18 protein-coding genes are annotated in these 22,271 nt (G+C 35.1%); 5 read left to right on the top strand and 13 right to left on the bottom strand.

Annotated features, from left to right (window positions below):
- Positions 1-347 precede the first annotated feature (347 nt).
- Positions 348-992, top strand: coding sequence for a DUF47 domain-containing protein (locus tag FFWV33_RS17370; RefSeq protein ID WP_108742074.1), 645 nt, complete (start codon positions 348-350; stop codon positions 990-992).
- A 34-nt stretch (positions 993-1,026) separates the two neighbouring features.
- Positions 1,027-2,367, top strand: coding sequence for an inorganic phosphate transporter (locus tag FFWV33_RS17365; protein WP_108742073.1), 1,341 nt, complete (start codon positions 1,027-1,029; stop codon positions 2,365-2,367).
- A gap of 74 nt (positions 2,368-2,441) precedes the next feature.
- On the opposite strand, the gene FFWV33_RS17360 is transcribed toward FFWV33_RS17365, so the two are convergent.
- From FFWV33_RS17360 to FFWV33_RS17350, 3 genes are all read right to left on the bottom strand, one after another.
- Positions 2,442-2,951 carry a DUF421 domain-containing protein gene (locus FFWV33_RS17360; protein ID WP_425433140.1) on the bottom strand — a complete coding sequence of 170 codons (510 nt, stop codon included), beginning with the start codon at positions 2,949-2,951 and terminating at the stop codon, positions 2,442-2,444.
- 21 nt (positions 2,952-2,972) lie between these two features.
- Positions 2,973-4,346, bottom strand: coding sequence for a 30S ribosomal protein S6--L-glutamate ligase (gene rimK / locus FFWV33_RS17355; protein ID WP_108742071.1), 1,374 nt, complete (start codon positions 4,344-4,346; stop codon positions 2,973-2,975).
- Positions 4,347-4,504: 158 nt separating this feature from the next.
- Complete coding sequence (locus FFWV33_RS17350; RefSeq protein ID WP_108742070.1) at positions 4,505-7,051, bottom strand: ATP-dependent Clp protease ATP-binding subunit; 2,547 nt, start codon at positions 7,049-7,051, stop codon at positions 4,505-4,507.
- 254 nt (positions 7,052-7,305) lie between these two features.
- Here FFWV33_RS17350 and gyrA point away from each other — a divergent pair, with 254 nt between their 5' ends.
- Together gyrA and FFWV33_RS17340 are read left to right on the top strand one after the other, a co-directional pair.
- Complete coding sequence (gene gyrA, locus FFWV33_RS17345; RefSeq protein WP_108742069.1) at positions 7,306-9,954, top strand: DNA gyrase subunit A; 2,649 nt, start codon at positions 7,306-7,308, stop codon at positions 9,952-9,954.
- A 47-nt stretch (positions 9,955-10,001) separates the two neighbouring features.
- The gene (locus tag FFWV33_RS17340; protein ID WP_108742068.1) at positions 10,002-11,276 is read left to right on the top strand and encodes a tetratricopeptide repeat protein; all 1,275 of its coding nucleotides are present in this window, start codon (positions 10,002-10,004) and stop codon (positions 11,274-11,276) included.
- 71 nt (positions 11,277-11,347) lie between these two features.
- Here the strand turns inward: FFWV33_RS17340 and FFWV33_RS17335 are convergent, their stop codons facing one another.
- From FFWV33_RS17335 to FFWV33_RS17290, 10 genes are all read right to left on the bottom strand, one after another.
- The gene (locus tag FFWV33_RS17335; RefSeq protein WP_108742067.1) at positions 11,348-12,100 is read right to left on the bottom strand and encodes a shikimate dehydrogenase family protein; all 753 of its coding nucleotides are present in this window, start codon (positions 12,098-12,100) and stop codon (positions 11,348-11,350) included.
- Positions 12,100-13,497, bottom strand: coding sequence for a tetratricopeptide repeat protein (locus tag FFWV33_RS17330; RefSeq protein ID WP_108742066.1), 1,398 nt, complete (start codon positions 13,495-13,497; stop codon positions 12,100-12,102). The genes FFWV33_RS17335 and FFWV33_RS17330 overlap by 1 nt, the downstream gene beginning before the upstream one ends.
- 124 nt (positions 13,498-13,621) lie before the next feature.
- Positions 13,622-14,809, bottom strand: coding sequence for an aspartate aminotransferase family protein (locus FFWV33_RS17325; RefSeq protein ID WP_108742065.1), 1,188 nt, complete (start codon positions 14,807-14,809; stop codon positions 13,622-13,624).
- A gap of 90 nt (positions 14,810-14,899) precedes the next feature.
- On the bottom strand, positions 14,900-16,522 hold the full coding sequence (locus FFWV33_RS17320) for an OstA-like protein (protein WP_245891739.1): 1,623 nt from the start codon (positions 16,520-16,522) through the stop codon (positions 14,900-14,902).
- A 164-nt stretch (positions 16,523-16,686) separates the two neighbouring features.
- Positions 16,687-16,989: a DUF6787 family protein gene (locus tag FFWV33_RS17315; protein ID WP_108742064.1), complete on the bottom strand. Its 303-nt coding sequence runs from the start codon at positions 16,987-16,989 to the stop codon at positions 16,687-16,689.
- Between the two features lie 31 nt (positions 16,990-17,020).
- Positions 17,021-17,455: a DUF6146 family protein gene (locus tag FFWV33_RS17310; RefSeq protein WP_108742063.1), complete on the bottom strand. Its 435-nt coding sequence runs from the start codon at positions 17,453-17,455 to the stop codon at positions 17,021-17,023.
- Between the two features lie 126 nt (positions 17,456-17,581).
- On the bottom strand, positions 17,582-18,136 hold the full coding sequence (locus tag FFWV33_RS17305; RefSeq protein ID WP_108742062.1) for a DUF937 domain-containing protein: 555 nt from the start codon (positions 18,134-18,136) through the stop codon (positions 17,582-17,584).
- Between the two features lie 115 nt (positions 18,137-18,251).
- Positions 18,252-19,202, bottom strand: a complete 951-nt coding sequence (locus tag FFWV33_RS17300; RefSeq protein WP_108742061.1) for a D-2-hydroxyacid dehydrogenase — start codon at positions 19,200-19,202, stop codon at positions 18,252-18,254.
- 199 nt (positions 19,203-19,401) lie between these two features.
- A complete protein-coding gene (gene serC / locus FFWV33_RS17295) occupies positions 19,402-20,472 on the bottom strand; it encodes a 3-phosphoserine/phosphohydroxythreonine transaminase (RefSeq protein WP_108742060.1) in 1,071 nt (356 codons plus the stop codon).
- 93 nt (positions 20,473-20,565) lie between these two features.
- A complete protein-coding gene (locus tag FFWV33_RS17290; protein ID WP_108742059.1) occupies positions 20,566-21,624 on the bottom strand; it encodes an acyl-CoA reductase in 1,059 nt (352 codons plus the stop codon).
- 136 nt (positions 21,625-21,760) lie between these two features.
- On the opposite strand from FFWV33_RS17290, the gene FFWV33_RS17285 reads away from it, so the two are divergent.
- Positions 21,761-22,111 (top strand): 4Fe-4S dicluster domain-containing protein, encoded by a 351-nt coding sequence (locus tag FFWV33_RS17285; RefSeq protein ID WP_108742058.1) that lies wholly within the window; start codon positions 21,761-21,763, stop codon positions 22,109-22,111.
- Positions 22,112-22,271 lie beyond the last annotated feature (160 nt).

Raw genomic sequence — 22,271 nt, 5'->3', positions numbered from 1 at the left:
TTTATACGTCCAAGACTTTCCTGAAAAAAAAGTAAGGAAAATGCAAATATAAGATTATATGTGAAAAGTTTACCCCAAAGGGGTGGTGGTTGTTGTAAATGTAGCAGAAATCACAACTTCAGGTGAAGTTGTTAATAATGAAGTATGTTGATTTCTAGTAGTTCTCATAACGATAAGACCAAAAGTACGTATTTTTTTGAAAACAATATGGTCTTCAATTCTTTTTTTTGCTAAATGTTTATAATGTAATCATAAGGTTAAGTTAATATGAATTTAATGTTTCGGCTGTGAAAGGGTGTGAAAATTAATTTAAATTTGCCCACAAAATAATTAATCTTAGATAAAAAATGTCATTAAATAGTATTTTTCAGTTTTTAGTTCCGAAAGACAAAAAGTTTTTTCCACTTTTTGAAGAGGCATCAAGCAATTTAATTGAATTGGCTTCTGATTTACATGAGGCAGTTAATCTACCATTGAAAGAAAGAGAAGCACTTTTTCAAAAAATAGATGTTTTAGAGCAAAGAGGTGAGGACATTACTCGTCAAACAAATCTAGAATTGAGCAGAAACTTTATTACTCCTTTTGACAGAGAAGATATTCACTCATTAATTACGTCGATAGATAACGTAGCAGATAAATTGCACGGTGCATCAAGCATTATGCGTTTGTATCAAGTTGATAAAATCACAAAATCAATCAGAAAATTAACTGAAATCAATCTTGAAGCATGTCAGCATATCGATGCTGCAGTAAAAGAATTGAAGGATTTAAAGAATCTAAAAAGTATTGCTGAAGCATGTGCTAGAATTAGCAAATTAGAAAATAAATCAGATAACGTTTATAACAAAGCTGTTTTTGAAATTTTCGAAAATGAAACAGATGCCAAAAACATCATTAAATACAAAGAAGTATTATCTGTTTTGGAAACAGCAACAGATAAGTGTAAGAGTGTAGCTAGTGTATTGGAGTCAATCTCTGTTAAGCATTCTTAAATTCAATTTAATTTCATTCTGAAGTTCAAAGTTTATGACGTTACTTATAGTTATTATAGTATTATCCTTAATTTTTGATTACATCAACGGTTTTCACGATGCTGCAAATGCAATCGCAACCGTTGTTGCTACAAAAGTTTTGACGCCTTTTCAAGCTGTTCTATGGGCAGCCTTTTTTAACTTTCTAGCTTATTGGGTTTTTGGTTTTGGTGTAGCTGATACCGTTGCCAAGACAGCAAATTCGATGGAGATTACGCTTGTTGTAATTCTTGCGGGAGTTATTGCAGCAATATGTTGGAATTTACTAACCTGGTGGCTCGGTATTCCTTCGAGTTCTTCGCATACCTTGATTGGTGGTTTTGCAGGTGCGGCTTTGGCGCATTCTATCGCTCAGCACGGATTTGCAGGATACTTAGGAGCAGATGGAGCAACTCACTACTGGTACGAGATTGTAAGTTGGTACAAAGCAGGTAAAGATGGAGGAGTGCCTTCTGGGGTTCTTATCATTATTGCTTTTATTGTTTTAGCACCGCTTATGGGAGCTATCGCTTCTTATTTAATTTCTATTTGGTTGCTTAATGCTTCTCGAAAAAGTATCTATCCAAAATTGTTTACTATCGCTTTAATGATCGCGACGATTTGGTTTGTATGGGTGCAAATGATCCCTTATGAGGAGATTATAAAAGATGGTAAAGCGCCTCGATTCGCTACTTCTGTATTTTGGAGTGTTGCGTTTGAACCACATAATATCAAATGGTTCTTGGTTGCTTTCATTATATTAACAGTAAGTTGTTTCTGTTTGATATTCAGTAGCTTAAATCTGCATCAAGCAGATGCTGCTTTGAAGAAAATGCAATTACTTTCTTCTGCTGCCTTCAGTTTAGGACATGGTGGTAACGATTCTCAAAAAGTAATGGGTATTATTGCAGCTGCTGTTGCAGTATATATCAATGCTAATCCAGGTATACATATGGATTCTTGGTTGGATGTTGTATTACCGTCTGAAGGTGGAGCCTTTAGAATGCCAGCTTGGATTCCGTTAGCTTGTTATAGTGCTATTGCAGCAGGAACATTAAGTGGTGGATGGAAAATTGTAAAAACAATGGGGTCTAAAATTACCAAAGTAACCTCATTTGAAGGAGTTGCTGCTGAAACAGCCGGTGCTTTAACCTTATATTTTACTGAGCATTTAAAAATTCCAGTAAGTACTACGCATACCATCACAGGATCTATTATCGGTGTTGGAATGACAAAGAGAGTTTCTGCAGTACGTTGGGGAGTAACAGTGAGTTTATTATGGGCATGGGTTTTAACAATTCCGATCTCGGCATTGTTAGCTGCAATTGTCTACTATATACTTAATATATTTATCTAATAGTACAAATGCTTTTAAATACAAAACCCATCCTATTTCAAAATAGGATGGGTTTTTTTGTATGATTAATTTTTTTATGAAACTGTTTTTTTAAGTTTTTTCACTCTTTTGTAGTGCGTTTGTTTTAGATTCTTATCCCCCGATATGATGCTAATATTACCATCGACCTCTAACATAGCTAATTTTACTTGACTAAAATATTCTATACCATGTTCTCGCATTGCTTCTCTTAATTCGTCTGAAGTAATATTTAAACGGCTAAGGATTTTGAAATCTAAAGTTCCATCATGTATTAAAATCTCGGGTTTTTGCTGCAATAAAGTACTAAAGTCTTTGTAATGAAACATCAGCTTCTTTAGAATAAAGTTGATCAAGAATAGTACAGCTGCTGCTAATAGTCCGCCCAATAAGCTGGTATTGTTGCCAACCATTGCATTTTGAACTGAATTACTGATGAGAAGTATCAGAATAACATCGGAGGTGTTAAGCTGGGATAATTCTTTTTTGCCAAAAAGGCGAAGTGCAATAACCATAAAAAAGTAAACCGCACCGGATCGAATAATAATATCAAGGTATTGGTTCACTTCTTTAAGGTATAAAATTTTTTATTTTGACTTGATAAAGTTTTTTTCAATAGCTTTAATCATTTCTCCCGCAATGTCTTTGTTTGTAGCTCCTTCAATTCCTTCTAAACCCGGAGACGAGTTTACTTCTAATAATAACGGCCCTTTAGCTGAACGAATAATGTCTACTCCAGCAACTTTTAGGTCCATTGCTTTTGCGGCTTTAATTGCAATACGCTTCTCTTCTGTAGTAGCTTTGATTACAGATGCTGTTCCTCCAAGGTGAATATTGGCTCTGAATTCTCCTGGCATTGCTTCTCTTTGTATAGTTGCTACAACTTTTCCGTCAATAACAAACAAACGTAAATCTTTTCCGTTAGCTTCTTTGATAAATTCTTGTACAAGTATATTTGCGTTTAAACTTTTGAAAGCATTAATAACACTTTCTGCCGCTTTTTTTGTTTCAGCTAATACTACGCCTTTACCTTGTGTACCTTCCAATAATTTTACAATCAAAGGTGGTCCGCCTACCATTTTAATCAGGTCGTTGGTGTCCAATGGTGAATTTGCAAATCCTGTTGTTGGAATTCCAATACCACTATGCAATAGTAACTGTAGTGAATACAATTTGTCACGTGACTGTGTGATTGCCATCGAGGAGTTCAAACAATACACATTCAGTGCTTCAAATTGACGTGTTAATGTACATCCGTAAAAAGTAGCACTAGGACGTATCCTTGGAATAATGGCGTCAAATTGATTTAATATAATACCTCCACGGTAGTGTATTTCTGGTTTTTCGGCATCGAGTTTCATGTAGCATTCTTTGATGTTTAAAAAGTGCATTTCGTGTCCTCTCATTTCACCGGCTTCCATGATACGTTTGTTACTGTATAGTTCTGGGTTACTTGCCAAAACCCCAATACGTAATCCTGTAGTGGCTTTTTCAGAATTTTTATATAACTCTTTTAAATTTTCAGCTGTTGGTTGGCCTAATAGGTATTGTTGTTCTGGATCAACCAACACTCTTCCGCTCATAGCCTCGCGTCCCAAAAGCATGCGATATCCCATGGAATCACGATTGGTCAAAGTCATTTCAATTTCCCATTTGTCACCACCTATCTCTAGAGTGGTTTGAATAACGTAGCGTTGTTCTCTAAAACCGCTTGAACTCTTAACAATACGTTTATCAATCAGTGGAGCTTCACAATGAATTACAGTTTTTTGATTGTTTTGGATTGGGTTAATGTCAAATTTGACCCAATTGGCTTCATTTTTAATAAAAGGAGCAATGTTAACCGCATGTAGTGCAGATGTTTTAGCACCAGAATCAACTCTAGCTTTTATAGTAGGAATTCCTAATTCTGGGAAGGAGCACCATTCTTCGCTTCCGAGTATGACTTTGTTTTGAGACATATAATTGTTATTTTGTATTGAATTTTTTACTGCGTATGTAGAGGGTAAAAGTAGTTATTGTTTCGGTAATTCAAAGTGAAAATGATTAAAATAAACAAACCCGTTATGTTAAGAAAACGTAACGGGTTTGTCATTTATTTAAAGACTAAAATATTTGATTATTTAGCAGCTTCATCGGCCTTATGAATAGCAACTGTTAATTCTTGCGCACCGTCTTCAATATCCATGAAAATATCGTCACCAGCATTTATTTTTGAGGTAATTATTTCCTCAGCAAGACTGTCTTCAACATATTTCTGGATAGCTCTTTTTAGTGGTCTAGCACCAAATTGCTTGTCAAATCCTTTATCAGCAATAAAACTTTTTGCTTTGTCAGATAGTTTTAAACTGTATCCAAGTTCGGTTATTCTGTCGTATAGCTTTTGCAATTCAATTTCGATAATCAAATTGATATCTTCTTTTTCAAGTGCATTGAATACAATTACATCATCAATTCTATTCAAAAATTCAGGAGCAAAAGTTTTCTTTAAAGCGTTTTCAATAATGCTTTTCGAATTGTCATCGGCCTGAGCTACTTTAGCAGCAGTACCAAATCCTACACCTTGTCCAAAATCTTTCAATTGGCGTGCACCAACATTTGATGTCATGATGATAATGGTATTCTTAAAGTCAATTTTTCGACCTAAACTATCAGTCAAGAAACCATCATCAAGAACTTGCAATAACATGTTGAATACGTCTGGATGTGCTTTTTCAATCTCATCCAATAATACAACAGCATAAGGTTTGCGACGCACTTTTTCTGTTAATTGCCCACCTTCTTCGTATCCAACGTATCCCGGAGGTGCTCCAACTAATCTTGAAATTGCGAATTTCTCCATGTATTCACTCATGTCAATTCGAACTAGTGCATCTTCAGAATCGAATAATTCTTTGGCCAGTACTTTTGCCAATTGTGTTTTACCAACACCAGTTTGACCTAGAAAGATAAACGATCCAATCGGACGATTAGGGTCTTTCAAACCAGCTCTATTACGCTGAATAGAACGTGCTATTTTTGTAACCGCTTCGTTTTGACCAATTACTTTACTTTCGATTAATTGCGGTAATTTGGCTAATTTATTACTTTCTGTTTGCGCAATACGATTTACTGGTATTCCAGTCATCATAGAGACAACATCGGCAACATTATCTTCGGTAACCTCGATGCGGTTATTTTTGGCATCTTCTTCCCACTGCTCTTGAGCAATTGCAAGGTCTTTTTCTAATTTTTTCTCGTCATCCCTTAGTTTCGCTGCCTCTTCATATTTTTGTTTTTTGACAACAACATTTTTAAGCTCGCGAATCTCTTCTAATTGACGCTCCAAATCTAAAATTTGTTTTGGAACTTCAATATTGGTGATGTGTACTCTTGATCCTGCCTCGTCCAAAGCATCAATAGCTTTGTCGGGTAAAAAACGCTCCGACATATAGCGGTTAGTCAATTTTACACAAGCCTCAATCGCTTCTTGTGAATACGTCACATTATGGTGGTCTTCGTATTTGTTTTTGATATTGTTCAAAATCAAAATTGTTTCTTCAACAGATGTTGGTTCAACAATGATTTTTTGAAAACGTCGCTCCAATGCACCATCTTTTTCAATGTACTGTCTGTACTCGTCAAGAGTAGTAGCACCAATACACTGAATTTCACCTCTTGCAAGAGCAGGCTTGAACATGTTGGATGCGTCAAGTGAGCCAGTAGCTCCACCAGCACCTACGATGGTATGAATTTCGTCAATAAATAGAATGATATCATCATTTTTTTCTAACTCGTTCATCACTGCTTTCATACGCTCTTCAAACTGTCCTCTATATTTTGTACCAGCAACTAAACTTGCTAGATCTAAAGTAACGACACGTTTGTTGAAAAGGATACGTGACACTTTCTTTTGAATGATACGAAGTGCAAGACCTTCTGCAATAGCAGATTTCCCCACACCTGGTTCTCCAATTAATAATGGATTATTCTTTTTGCGTCGGCTCAAAATTTGGCTTACACGTTCAATTTCCTTTTCACGTCCAACAACAGGGTCTAGTTTTCCTTCTTCTGCCATCTCTGTTAAATCTCTCCCAAAGTTATCCAAGACCGGAGTCTTTGATTTTTTGTTAGACTTATTGGCGGGATTATTGAAATTTCCTTCTTTTAGACTGTCATCTTGTCCTAAATCGTCATTATATGAATCAGTCGCTCTAGGCAAATTTTCTAAAAATTCTTCTTCGTTTGGTGTCATATTTAAATATTGTTCTTTAGCTACATCATAATCTATTTTTAGTTTATTCAGTAACTTGGTTGTAGGGTCGTTTTCGTTTCTCAGTATACAAAGCAACAAATGAGCGGTACTAATAGAGGTACTTTGAAAAACCTTAGCCTCTAGAAAGGTAGTTTTTAAAGCACGTTCAGCCTGACGTGTTAGGTGTAGGTTTTTTTTCTCGATATTTGTCTCTGTACTTTGGGTTGCAGGGCTTAAAATTTCTACTTTTTTCCGCAGATGATCTAAATCTACAGAAAGATTATTTAATATTTTTATAGCTTTTCCGTTACCATCCCTTAGGATCCCAAGCATTAAATGCTCAGTTCCTATAAAGTCATGCCCTAATCGCAAAGCTTCTTCTTTGCTGTAGGTAATGACGTCTTTTACTCTAGGTGAAAAATTATCATCCATATTTTTAATTTGGTATCAGTAAATTTAGTGATTTAGAATTTTAAATCCAAAAATCATTCCTTTGTATAGTCTTGTCAGCTAATAGACAAAAAAAATAACCAAATTTCGTCAAACAATTGTTAATTTAGTAAACAAATACTAGTTGGTATTGTTGATAAATCGTTTAAATTAGCGGTCAAAAAAGTGCATAAAAAATTCAAAAAGCCGTATATTGGCACGTTTTGAAACTAATATAATATTTAATATAACAACTTATGTCTGAAGGAGAAAAGTTAATTCCTATTAACATAGAAGATGAAATGAAATCTGCTTACATTGATTACTCGATGTCGGTAATTGTATCCAGAGCGCTTCCAGATGTTAGAGATGGTTTAAAACCAGTTCATCGAAGAGTTCTTTATGGAATGTATGATTTAGGAGTTTTTTCAAATAAAGCCCATAAAAAATCCGCGAGAATTGTCGGGGAGGTTTTAGGAAAGTATCACCCACACGGAGATACATCCGTATATGATGCCATGGTTCGTATGGCACAAGAATGGAGTATGCGTTATTTATTAGTTGATGGTCAAGGTAACTTTGGATCTGTAGATGGTGATAGTCCAGCTGCAATGCGTTACACCGAGGCTAGAATGCGCAAGATCTCTGAAGATATTATGGCAGACATCGAAAAAGAAACAGTTGATTTTCAATTGAACTTTGATGATACTTTATATGAGCCAAAAGTAATGCCTACACGTGTTCCTACTTTATTAATTAATGGAGCAACGGGTATTGCTGTAGGTATGGCAACCAATATGCCACCGCACAACCTTACTGAGGTTGTAAATGGTACACTCGCTTATATCGATAATAATGATATTGATATTGACGAATTAATTACACATATCAAAGCACCAGATTTCCCTACAGGTGGAGTTATTTACGGATACGAAGGTGTTCGTGAGGCCTTCAAAACCGGTCGTGGTAGAGTGGTTATGCGTGCTAAAGTTGGTTTTGAAGAGGTTGATGGAAGAGAAAGTATCATTGTAACCGAAATTCCATACCAAGTTAATAAGGCCGACATGATCAAGCGTACGGCTGATTTGGTAAATGATAAGAAAATTGAAGGTATTGCAAATATTCGTGATGAATCTGACCGTAATGGTATGCGTATCGTGTATATCTTAAAACGTGATGCAACTCCAAATGTGGTGTTGAATACCTTATATAAGTATACTCAATTACAATCTTCTTTTAGTGTAAACAATATTGCATTAGTAAAGGGTCGTCCTGAGATGTTGAATCTAAAAGATATGATTCATCATTTTGTGGAGCACCGTCATGATGTTGTTATTCGAAGAACAAAATTCGAATTGCGTAAAGCGGAAGAAAGAGCGCATATCTTAGAAGGTTTGATAATTGCTTCGGATAATATTGATGAAGTTATTGCCTTGATCAAAGCATCTAGCAACACAGAAGAAGCGAGAGGTAAATTGATCGAAAGATTTAAATTGTCAGATATTCAAGCTAGAGCAATTGTAGAGATGCGTTTGCGTCAATTAACAGGTCTGGAGCAAGACAAGTTAAGAGCGGAGTACGAAGAAATCATGAAAGTGATTGATCATTTAAGAGCTTTATTGGCTGATGTTAACTTAAGAATTGCTTTGATTAAAGAAGAATTAGTTGAAATTAGAGATAAATACGGTGATGAACGTCGTTCTCAAATTGAATATTCTGGTGGTGATGTAAGTATCGAAGATTTAATTGCTGATGAAAATGTAGTAATTACAATCTCACACGCAGGATACATCAAACGTACTAATCTAACAGAATATAAAACTCAAAATAGAGGTGGAGTAGGACAGAAAAGTGCTGGTACAAGGGATCAAGATTTCTTGGAACACATGTTTGTGGCTACAAACCATCAATATATGATGTTCTTTACTCAAAAAGGAAAATGTTTCTGGATGCGTGTATATGAAATTCCAGAAGGAAGCAAAACAGCAAAAGGTAGAGCAATCCAAAACTTGGTAAACATTGAAAGCGATGATAAAGTAAAAGCTTTTATATGTACACAAGATTTAAAAGATAAAGACTATATCACTTCTCACAACCTTGTGATGGTGACCAAAAAAGGACAAGTTAAAAAGACCTCTTTAGAGAAATATTCTAAACCTAGAGTAAATGGTGTAGCTGCGATTACTATTAAAGATGGTGATGAATTGTTAGAAGCTAAATTAACAAATGGTGAAAGTCAAATTATCTTGGCTGTGAAGTCTGGTAAGTTAGTTCGTTTTGAAGAAACGAAGACTCGTCCTATGGGAAGAACAGCTTCTGGAGTACGTGGAATTTCGCTAAAAGATGATACTGATGAAGTAATTGGTATGATTACTGTAGATAAAGATGCTGTAAACGATACACAAGTCTTAGTTGTAACGGAGAATGGTTACGGTAAACGTACCAAGCTTGTTGATGAAGATGGTGAAGATGTATACCGTATTACAAATAGAGGTGGTAAAGGAGTGAAAACTTTGAATATCACTGAAAAAACAGGACAGTTAATCTCGATCAATGCTGTTACAGATGCTGATGATTTAATGATTATCAACAAATCTGGATTAACAATTAGAATGGCAATTGAAGATCTACGTGTTATGGGACGCGCAACTCAAGGGGTTAAGTTGATTAACCTTAAAGGTAAAGATTCTATCGCTGCAGTTACAAAAGTGATGAAAGACGATGCTGAAGAAGTAGTTGTTGATGAAGACGGAAATGTAATTGAAGTGGAAGCTATAGAGCGTGTTAAACCAGTATTGGAAGTCTTAGAAGATGAAGGCGGAGAAGAGGATGACGAAGACGACGATGAAGAGGTGGTAGATGATGAAGAGGGAGACGATGAATCTGATGAAGAGGATGAATCTTAATATTTAAAAAGAAAACAAACTAACTAATTTTTTAAAATAATTTATTTATGAAAGCTAAAAATGTCTTATTAACATCAGCTTTGTTGGTATCGGTAGCTACTTTTGCTCAAAAAGATCAATTAAAAGCAGCAGAAAAAGCGATTAAAAAAGGGAACATGACTGAAGTTCCTGCTTTATTAAGTCAAGTAGAATCTGTTTTGGGTAATGCTTCTGATGCTGAAAAAGCACAGTACTATTACTTAAGAGAAACGGTATACATGGATGCAGTAGAGAAAAATGTTGATACTGATAAAAATTTATTATTAGCGGCAAAAGCAGCGAAAGAAGTAATTGCTATCGAAAAAGCGTCTGGAAAACAACAGTATACTGCAGAGGTGACTAAAGTAATCTCTAAAGTTAAGGACAAATTACTTAACAGTGCTATTGCTGATTCTAAAACGGAAAAATATGCAGAAGGTGCTGAAAAACTGACTGAAGTTTACCATTTAGATAAAAAAGATACTTTGAACTTGTATTATGCTTCAAGCTTTAGATTGAATGCTAAAGATTTTGATGGTGCTCTAGCTGATTTACAAGAACTAAGAAAAATTCGCTTTACTGGAAAATCAAAAACCTATGTTGCTACTAGTTTGGTTTCGAATAAAGAAGAAGGTTTTCCTACCAAGGAAGACAGAGATAGAATGGTAAAATTGAAAACACATACAAACCCAAGAGTTGAAGTAGTTGCTTCAAAAGAAGGTGAGATTGTGAAAAATATTGCTCTTATTTTAGTACAGCAAAAGAAGATCGAAGAAGCTAAAAAAGTAATTGTTGAAGCAAGAACATTGAATCCAGAGGATACTTCTTTGGCAATGACAGAAGCTAATTTGTACCTAGAAACAAAAGATTTTGATTCATACAAAAAGCTGGTTACTGAGATTTTAGCTAAAAAACCAAACGATGCCGATTTGTTATTCAACCTAGGTGTTGTAAGTGCAACTGCTAAAAATAAAGCTGATGCTGAAATGTATTATAAAAAAGCAATCGAGGTTGATCCTAATTACATGAATGCTTACATTAATCTAGTTGGTGTGAAGTTGGAAGCTGAAACTCCAATCAATGCTGAAATGAACAAATTAGGTACTTCTGATAAAGACAACAAGAGATATGAAGTTTTGAAAGCAGAGAAGAAAAAGCTGTATCAAAGTGTTATTCCTTACTTGACAAAATCATTAGAGATTGAAAAAGATAACAAAGATGTAGCAAATACTTTAATTAGTGTGTACGGTGCATTAGAAATGTCTGCAGAGAAAAAAGCATTAAAAGAAAAAATGGGACTATAATCCTATTTTTTACCACATAAAAAAACCGCTTAGATTTGATCTAAGCGGTTTTTTTATGCGGTATAATTTTTTTACTTGTTCCAGATTTCCCAAGATTTTTCAGCTTGTAATTCTAGCATTCGTAATCCGTTTTTAATTTGAGCACCTTTTTCTTTTGCCTGTTGTAAAAATTTTGTTTCAGCAGGGTTGTAGATCAAATCGTAAGCAATGTGCTCGCTAGTAAAGTATTCGTATGGTATGTCAGGGCAAGCGTCGATATCTGGGCTTGTTCCTACGGGAGTGCAATTGATGATAATATGATAATGTTTAAATACATCTTCATTTAACTGGCTGTAATCAATGGTGTTGTCTTTGTTATTTCTAGAAACGAAAGTATAATCAATACCGAGCTCGCCCAATGCAAATGCAACTCCTTTTGACGCACCTCCGGTACCAAGTATCAAAGCCTTTTTGTGCTGAGGCTTTAACATCGGTTGCAATGATTTCTTGAAACCATAATAATCTGTATTGTATCCTTTTAGTTTGCCTTTTTTGGTGATTTTAATTGTATTTACAGCACCAATTTTTGCTGCTTTTTTAGATAATTTATCAAGGTAAAATATAACTGCTTCTTTGTATGGAATTGTTACATTGATACCTTTGATTTCCTCTTTGCCATTTGATATAATTTCAGGGAAGGAAGTAATCTCAGCTAAATCGAAATTTTCATAACTACAGCCATCATAATTTCCTTCTTTAAATTTTTCTGCAAAGTAGCCTCTTGAAAAAGAGTAACTAATATTTTTTCCTAATAAACCAAATCGTTTTTTATGAACTGTACTCATTATTGTTTTTTATGTTTTTCAACGTAGTTTCGAACGCTCTTTTTTGCCCATACTACTGGAAAAGTATCTTCAAGTAAAATGTAATTTTCGAAGTTCAGTCGAAGAGCATTACTTAAATGAAATTTTGCTTTCGTAGTGTCTTGAGTCATGAAATACAGACCCGCTAAACGGTATTCAATTTCGTTTGATTCTGGATAAAACTCAGTTGCTTGAAGCAAGGTTAGGATAGCACCATCAAATTCGCCTAGAAACAACAATAAATCTACCCAAAATAACCAGGTATCTAATTCTGTGTCGCCAAATTCTACTGCTTTTCTATATCCAAATTCTGCTTCTTCAAAAAGGTTCATTTGTTTATTGATCGTTGCAAATCTTTTCCAGTATTGTTTGTTTTGATTGTCAATAGCTAGCGCCTTATTGACAAAAAACAATGCTTTCTGAAAATTGTTTTGGCGTACGTAGAAATCGGTAATTGCAATCCATCCTTTATCCAACAACGGATCTTCATGAACTGTTTGATTGTAAAATTGTAAAGCCAAGGCTGTGTTTCCCAGTCTTTCATTGCATTTTCCAATGCGTAAAAGGGCATAGGAAGTTGCATCGTCTAGCTCAATGGTACGGTTATAGCTTTCTATAGCTTCCTCATACTTTCTCAAACGTTCGTATGCTTTGGCCTTTTCCATGTGTGCGCCCAAGAACTCATCATCGATCAAAGTAGCATATTCAAAAGCATTTATAGCTTCTTGATAATCTTTAAGACCGTAATGCAAACGTCCTTTTTGATGCCATGCAATTTCACTATACGGATTCTTTTCAATATATTCCGCAAGATAAGTGATGGCAGCTAGGTTTTGATCCAAAAATTCAAAGCAATACACAACATTATACAATGCAGATTGGTCTTCAATATCTTCTTCGAGACATTTGATAAAACTATCTTTAGCTTTTTCTAGATTGTCCATAAAAAGGTATTCCATCCCCATCAAATTATACACATCTGCATAATCCTCTGTGAATTCTAGTGCCAAATTAAGATATTCAACCGCTTTTTCGTGTTGGTCTCTTTTACTGCAAATATTTGCTTTTTGAATGTATATTTCCTCGTTGTTTGGTTCTATAGCATACAACTCATTTAATAACTTTTCGGCAATTTCTAGCTTTTCTTCAAAAATCAGCATTTCTACTTGAACCAATTTCAATCCAGTCGATTTCGGGTGTTGGTCTAATGCTAATTTAAGTGCTTTTTTTGCTAGAGCAGTTTTGCCCATATCTAAATAGTGAAGGATGATTTCTTCAAATTCCTCTGAGTCGAAGAATAAAACTTTATTCGTTTTTAGCATCGACTCAAATTTAGATAGCGATAAGTTATAATCTTCTTCTTCTTCGCTTAATTGCATACTTTTTGTTTTTAGAATTTAGCCTATTTAAAGTTAGGCATCCTTATTTTTATGAGGAAGAAAACTAAATATTGTTTTGAACAATTTAATTAACAATCGGTTAGGAGTAACCATTGCAGTTTGATTAGTGCAGTAATGAAACCTCGTCCATTACTTCTTTTATAATAGCACATCCTTCTCTAATTTCGTCTTCAGAAATTGTTAGTGGTGGTGTAATACGAATGGCGCAACCTTCAAATAATAGCCAAAATAATATAAGTCCCTTTTCTTGGCATCTCAAAATCACTTCATTTGTTATGTTTGCATCTTTTGTCATCGCTGCAAGCATTAACCCTTTTCCTCTTATTTCTTCTATCAAAGGATGTACCAAAAGAGAACGGAAGAGCTTTTCCTTGTCTAAGGCTTCTTGCATCAAGTTGGTTTCAACTAATTCTTGCAAAGTTGCCAAACAGGCTGACGCTATGACAGGGTGACCGCCAAAGGTCGTTATGTGACCCAATTTCGGACTATGACTTAGTAAATCCATCATTTCAGATGAAGCGGTAAAGGCTCCTACTGGCATTCCGCCTCCCATTCCTTTTCCCATTACTAGGATATCTGGAACCATATCATAATTTTGAAAACCAAACAATTTTCCTGTTCTTCCAAAACCAGGTTGTATTTCGTCAAGAATTAGCATAGCACCGACTTCTGTGCAGCGTTGGCGAACTTTTTTCAAAAAATCATTATGGGGTTCAATAAAACCAGCACCACCTTGAATAGTCTCAAGTAAGATTCCGGCAGTTCTAGTGGTAATTTTTTCTAAATCTGCTTCGTTATTAAACGTAATAAAGTCAATGTCTGGTAATAATGGTCTGTACGCTTGTTTTCTTTCCTCAAAACCCATTACACTCATAGATCCCATGGTGTTCCCGTGATAAGCATTGTGGCACGATATCAACTGACTTCTTCCAGTGACACGTTTTGCTAATTTCAAAGCACCTTCAATGGCTTCTGTGCCAGAGTTTACGAGATATGTTTTATTTAAAGGTTCAGGTAGGAGTGAGGCCATCAATTTGCAATATTCAACTGCAGGACTTTGGGAATATTCTCCATAGACCATCACGTGAGAATATTTGTCTAGTTGATCTTTTATTGCTTGATTTACTCTAGGGTGTTGATGGCCTAGGGTGCAAGCAGAAACTCCTGCTACAAAATCCAAATATTTTTTTGCGTTGGTGTCATAAATGTATGATCCTTTTGCATGCGAAACTTCCATTCCTAATGGGTATGGCGATGTTTGCGCTTGGTATTTTATAAAATCTGAATTCATTTTTTTATTCTTGGTAATTAAACGTTGCTGCCGCTTTATTTCGAGACAGCTTTAAAGAAGTGTTTTTTATAAATTTCGTAATAACGATACTTATTTTTTCTTCTTCTTTTTATCGTAGTTCAAAGTTTCTTTTCTCACCTTCATCGGTACATTCACCTTTGCTTCGTCTATTTGACCTTCTTTAATTAGCTTAGCATTGAGTTCATTGTCTTCGTCTGAAAAGATGTCGTCTTTACTTTTTATTCGTTCGTCACCTCGCCATTTCATTCCTTTGAGTACCCGATCATAGGGCGAAAGGTCTTCTTCTGGAAATATGGTTCCGTCCACTTGTTTATAGAAAGTAATAGTCTCGGCAGTATTGTTTTCGAGTATCATGTTGATTCGGCTACTCACATTTTTATTAATTCCGATTAACTCTTGGGTGTCGTTTCGCATGTAATAAATCACCTCTGCATTTTTAACCACATCAACTTCATGTAGTTTACCTTCAAAGAATTTTCCATAGAGGTTTAATCCTTTTACCTGGTTGTACCCCGTGCCAAGCGTGTCCCGTGAGACCATGAAAGTGTTGTTTAAAACTTTTAAGGAATCTAATTTCTGCGTTTTATTATCACCTATGAGATGCATGATGTCACCCGTGATTTGATTTTCACCATTCCATAATATCGGATTTCCAATGAGTTTGGTCAAAGATTCTTTTGAGCTCGAATGTAGCGAATCACATTTCCCACTCATATCAACCTTAAAGAAACGAACATTGTTAAATGCTCGAATGATTCGATTGCCTTCTGGACCGGTGACCATTAATTTTTTTCCGTGAATGTAAACAGAGTCTTTTTCGACCAAATTAATTGCAACAGCTCTTTTGGTTACAAAAAGGGAGTCTTTCTTCTTGAACATTTCTGCGTAATGACCCTTTACGATTCCTTTATTGATGGTGTCAGTAATTTTTACGTTACGCGTAGCCGATGCAAATTCTTTATTTCGATCATAATACAAACTATCGCCTTCAATCCTTCGATCATCATATTTAATGTATGATTTTCTCAAAAAATGGGCTAGGTTTTTCTTTGTATCGTAAAATCCTTTTTCTGTATAAATAAAATTTTCTTTACTAGTAATGGTCGAAGGCCCAAAAAGGTAAGAGTGACCGGAGTTACTGTAATAATCCAAATGGTTGGATTTGATGACATATTGGGGGTTGGTAATCGTTACAGCGGTAAGGAATTGAAACTTTTTTTGCGCTACAAAATAGCGACCCGATTTTGATTTTAATACATTTTCTTTATTTGTTATTGTCCCGAGAGTGTTGTAATAAACCTCTTGAGTGTTTCGATTAAAGTTGATTGTGTCTGTCGCCAATGTAGCGTCTGGCGAACTCATCACAGCGTTTCCAGTAGCAAATGCTTGTTTCATGTTTCCGTTGTACTCGGCGTATTTACTATTTAGAAACAAGGTGTCACCTTGAACAATTTGTACGTTTCCAAAAGCTTTGATGTAATTCTCTGATTTAAAGAAGTACGCTTTGTTGCAAGTCAATACAATTCCGTCGTGGTTCACACTAACATTTCCGGTTAGTAAAAAAGCATCGGGTAATTCAACTTCGTTAACATCTGCAAAATCAGAATGTTCGATAATAATTTTCTTAGGAGCTTGAGCCGATAGAGAAGTGGCGCTGAAGGCAATAAGCAAATAAGTTATAATTTGAAAAATTCGTGTCAAGGGATTTATTTTTTGGTCAAATTTAGGAAAAAGGTAGCAATTCACACCGCAAACGCTTTCAAGTTTTTGGTAGACTACTTCAATTTTAGGATTCTATTGGGAAGGTTGGTCTGTCTTTTGATTTTTTTGCTGTACAGTTAGTGTTTAATACTAACTTATGATTTGAATAAGAATCCCAAACCCATGCTTCGAAGCATCTTTTTTTCGAATGCCCAAAAGAATTTGAACTGCCCAAAAAGAAAGCCAATCAAGACTAATAATACTTGGTAAATAGGAAAGATTAAAATCAAACGAACAGGTGTGTATAGTAAGCCCAACATGGCTTTGGTCAGCCCAAACCAGTCCACAGCAAAGCGAGACAGCCAAGCAGAGGCAGAGCCAGTGATAGCAAAAACGATAAATATTATGGTTAATTGAAGGTTTGATTCAATGCCCCAGCGTTCTTTTAATTTCTTCATTTTATTTATAATGAATACAAATATAAGAACATTATCTTAGAGGAACGTAACCATAAAGTTTTTGTTTGTAGGTATTTTGAAAAAAAATCATGTAGTTGTAAATTAGGTAATTTACCTCATAACCATAATTTATTGAGGGGTCGTAGTTTATGGTCAATTCGTACAAACTAGGGCTGTATCGTTGCGGCTGTAATACGCGATTGTTCCATTCGTTAACGTAAAGCTGATTTTTTAATTCTAAAAATTGCTGGGAGTGATAATTACGAGGAAGGGCTCGGCTGGCAAGCCAAGTGCTGTAGCCGTTGTCAATTATGATTACTTCATATTGTAAGGAGTCATTAACAATTTTGACGGTATCATTGAGAACCTGACCCGTTGTATTATTATTCACTACAGCAGATTTGGTTCCCGTACAGCTGTACTGCAGGAACAAAATGATTGCAAATAGAACTAATCCCTTTTTCATTTTTGATCTTTTGTAATGATTATAAAGTTACAAAAAAATAATTGGATGGTAACTGAAGTTATTTTCGAACAAAAAAAAAGAGCAACTCGTATAAAGTTGCTCTTTTTTGTATCGTTTTCCGAAAGATTATTTTCCGAATAAACCACCTAGAACACCGCCTAAGCCATTTTTTGAAGCCAAGTCCATTGCATCAGAAACATCAACCTTTCCGTCTCCGTTTTGATCCAGTCCAAATTGACCTCCGTATTTAGAAATGGTATCCATGATACCGCTATTATCGCCACCACCAGAGATTGCACCAATAATATCTGAGATTTGAAAACTTGAGTCATTTGGATCTTTAGCCTTACCTACTAATGAACCTAAGATTTGCGGAATCAAACTCGCAGCAACACCAGATGCTGCGCCACTATCCAATCCAAGTTTAGAACCTAAGTTTCCAGACAGTTGTTGTGTTAATTGTTGTACTACAGGGTTGCTTGCGTCTTTTGCATTGTTACCTTGAAACAAACCAGCTAGTTGATCAATACCACCATCGGCTACAATTTTTTGCAATCCGCTAATTACCGAGTTGCTTGCTTCTCCTATTACTGCTTCATTTTTTTCATTAGGAACAGCTGCATTATTTACTACTGAATCTACTCCAAATTGTTGTGCTAATTGTGTTAATTGTTCAAACATAGTTTATATCGAATTATTGTTATTATTAAGTTATATCTCAAATTTAATAAAAAAAAAGAGGATTAGCTAATAAATAGTAACTAATCCTCCTTAAATTATGATAAATTAACGTTGCTTATCCAATCAAAGCAATGATTTGAGATGCTAATTCTGTTCCAATTCTATCTTGTGCTTCACCTGTTGCTGCACCAATATGTGGAGTCAAAGAGATGTTTGGGTGCATCAATAATTGAGTAGCTGGAGTTGGTTCGTTTTCGAAAACGTCTAAACCTGCAAAAGCAACTTTTCTGCTATCCAAAGCAGCAACTAAGTCTACTTCGTTGATTACACCACCACGAGCACAGTTTACAATACCAACACCATCTTTCATTATTGCAAATTCTTTTGCAGAAACGATGTATCCGTCTTGTGCAGGTACGTGCAATGTGATGAAGTCAGCTTCTTTAAAAACTGATTCCAATGATTGAGAAACAATTGTAGTTGTGATAGATTGTCCGTCAAAGAATTCTACTTTAACATCTACCTGCGGAATAAAACTATCTGCAGCGATCACTTTCATACCCAAACCTAGAGCCATTTTTGCTGTAGCTTGACCAATACGACCAATACCTACAATACCCAAAGTTTTACCTCTCAATTCGATTCCGTCAGCATAAGCTTTCTTCAAATCATTGAATTTAGTGTCTCCTTCCAATGGCATGTTTCTGTTAGAATCATACAAGAAACGTACACCAGAGAACAAGTGACCAAATACCAATTCAGCAACAGATTCTGATGATGATGCTGGTGTATTGATTACGTTGATTCCTTTACTTTTTGCGTATTCTACGTCAATGTTGTCCATTCCAACACCACCACGACCAATAATTTTGATACCAGGACAAGCGTCGATAATGTCTTTACGAACTTTAGTAGCACTACGAACCAAAATTACAGTTACATTATTTTCATTAATGTAGTTTGCTACTTGCTCTTGCGCGACTTTTGTAGTGATTACTTCAAAACCACCTTTTTCTAAAGCTAAGATTCCACTTTTTGAAATCCCATCATTTGCTAATACTTTCATGTTCTTTTATTAAATTACGAGGATATGCTCCACAAATTAATTGAATGTTTTAGAAGCTATTTCCCGCTATCCGTTTCAATCTTGTGTCGGCGTAGATGTCTGCCGCCACAAGGATTTCCACTTCTATCGGGGCTAGAGCCTCTGCTAGTGAAATACGTTTTGATTGCAAAGACCCTTCTATAGATGAGTCTATAAGGTCTTAAACGTTTTTTTCTAAAGCTTGCATCACATCTACCAATACTTGTACGCTCTCAATTGGCATAGCATTGTATATAGATGCTCTGTAACCACCAACTGAACGGTGACCAGGCAAACCTGAAATTCCAGCTTCTTTCCACATTTTATCAAATGTTTCAGCATGCTCTGGATTTGTTAATAAGAAGGTTGCGTTCATGTTTGAACGGTCCTCATTAACTGCAGCTCCTTTGAATAAAGGATTTCTATCAATTTCTCCGTAAATCAAAGCTGCTTTTTCGTTGTTTAGTTTTTCAACAGCAGCAACACCACCTTTTTCCTTGATCCATTTCATTGTCAATAATGAAACGTATACTGGAAAAACAGGAGGAGTATTAAACATACTGTCTGCTTTTATATGTTTTGCATAATCTAATATACTTGGAATGCTTCTTCCGTTTTTACCAAGAATTTCTTCTTTGATAACTACTAGAGTAGCTCCTGCAGGTCCCATGTTTTTTTGAGCACCAGCATAAATAATATCAAATTTGCTAAAATCAATCACTCTAGAAAAAATATCCGAACTCATGTCACATACCACTGGTACGTTCGTTTGTGGGAAAGATTTCATTTGTGTTCCAAAAATCGTATTGTTTGAGGTACAGTGAAAATAATCTGCATCTGCAGGAATTTCATATCCCTTAGGTACATTATTATAATTATCATCTTTTGATGAAGCTACGATAACCGTTTCTCCAAAAAGCTTAGCTTCTTTAATTGCTGCAGTTGCCCAAGTTCCTGAATCTAAATATGCCGCTTTACCATTTTCTTTCATCAAGTTGTATGGTGCTCTTAAGAATTCTGTACTAGCTCCGCCAGCAAGAAAAAGTGCTTGATATCCTTTGCCTTCAAGTCCTAGTAACTCTAATGCAAGAGCTCTAGCTTCGTCCATTACAGCAACGAAATCTTTACTACGGTGTGAAATTTCTAAAATTGACAATCCCGAGTTGTTGAAATCTAAAATAGCTTGAGCTGATTTTTCAAAAACTTCTTGAGGTAAAATTGATGGTCCTGCGCTGTAGTTGTGTTTTTTCATGGTGTAGTATATGTCCAAAAAATTAAAATGCAAATTTCGGCAATCGCACGGGAATAAGCATTAAATAATTCATAATAATTTTTAAAATTTTCCTTATGTTATTAACAAAAACGTTATAGTATCTACATTATCTGCATAATCCCATAAATTAGGTTTTTGCGTTTGTCCAAAAGCAATACTGTTTGCAATTAGATTATTACTTACGATACATTGAATGTTTTCTTCCTCTTGCTGTAGTTTTTGATCTAAATCAGCCAAATTATCATAAAATTCATAAAACACGCTAGAGATAGGTGAGGCGTGACTTGCATCTTCTTTTATTGTTAAAAAGCCATTATCGAGCAATTTGAAATTACTCATCAAAAACACCGCTTTGTTGTAGTCATAGTTGTTCGCATACTTTTCATAATGGATTACACCTTGGTAAGCAAACATAGCCTCAAAGAAAGGATCGAATACGTAGCCCTTAGGTACAAATAGTTTCGAAACATTACGGCAACCAAGGCCAAAGTACCTAAAGATATCTTCTCCCAAAGCTGTTAATTGTTCTTTAGTTTCTCCGCCATTTAAAATAGCAATAGAGTTTCTACTTTTTCGAATAATAGAAGGCTTGTCTTTAAAGTAGAATTCAAAGTAACGTGCAGTATTGTTGCTCCCCGTTGCAATTACAAGATCAAAATTTTCTAATTTACCTTCAGCAAATATAATTTTTTTCGAAAATTCAGCTTGTACGTGTATAAGGTACTTTGCTAAAAATGGCAACAAGTGTTGGTCGTTTGATGATAATTTGATCAATGCACGATGGCCACAAATCAAAACGGATAAAAAATCATGAAATCCAACTAGTGGAATATTTCCTGCTAATATCAATGCCACCGTTTTTTCTGAAACAGCATTTAGATCATAAGCATTTAGCCAAGTATTAAGGTTTTCTTGGGTAAGCGCCTCAGACCATGATTGCAAAGCAAAGTACACTTGTTCGGGCGTATACCAACCATTGTGGGATTGCGTGAGCAGAATCAAATCTACAAAAGAATCGAAAAAAATGTCGTTACCCAAAACATCTTCTTTTTGGGCGTTTCCGGCTTCAGTAAACTGAGACAAGAATTTTCCTAGTTCAATAAAAGCATTTTTTTTAGTTTCTAATGTCATAATGTTTGTTTATGAAATGTTTTGATTGTAATTTTGCACAAAAGTAAGATTTAATAAGTCGAAAGTCAAAAGTCTAGTGTCAAATGTTTTTTTTGATTCTAATCTTTTAACTTAGATAAACCAATAACATAAGAAAATGGCAATTATCATAACAGACGAATGTATCAACTGTGGTGCATGTGAACCAGAATGTCCAAATACAGCAATCTATGAAGGAGCTGATGATTGGAGATATAAAGATGGTACAAAATTAAGTGGAAAAGTAGTGCTTCCTGATGGAACTGAAGTTGATGCTGAAGATGCTCAAACTCCAATCTCTGATGAAGTATACTATATTGTACCAGGAAAATGTACAGAGTGTAAAGGTTTTCACGATGAACCTCAATGTGCTGCTGTTTGTCCTGTTGATTGTTGTATTCCAGATGATAATCATGTAGAAGATGAAGAAACATTGTTAAACAGACAAGCATTTTTACATAACGATTAGTATTCTACGATTTCGTATAAAACAAAAAAATCCTGAATTTTCATTCAGGATTTTTTTGTTTGAAATCTTCTCTAATAATTATTCATAGTGATGAAATAATTATTCAGTATTTGATATTTCGACCAAAAAAAATGTCATTTAATAATACAAATACGTATTA

The organism is Flavobacterium faecale, from assembly GCF_003076455.1.
In the GTDB taxonomy this organism is placed as follows: Bacteria; Bacteroidota; Bacteroidia; order Flavobacteriales; family Flavobacteriaceae; genus Flavobacterium; species Flavobacterium faecale.
The sequence above is the reverse complement of the archived record's forward strand: the minus strand, read 5'-3'. Positions and strand labels throughout refer to the sequence as shown.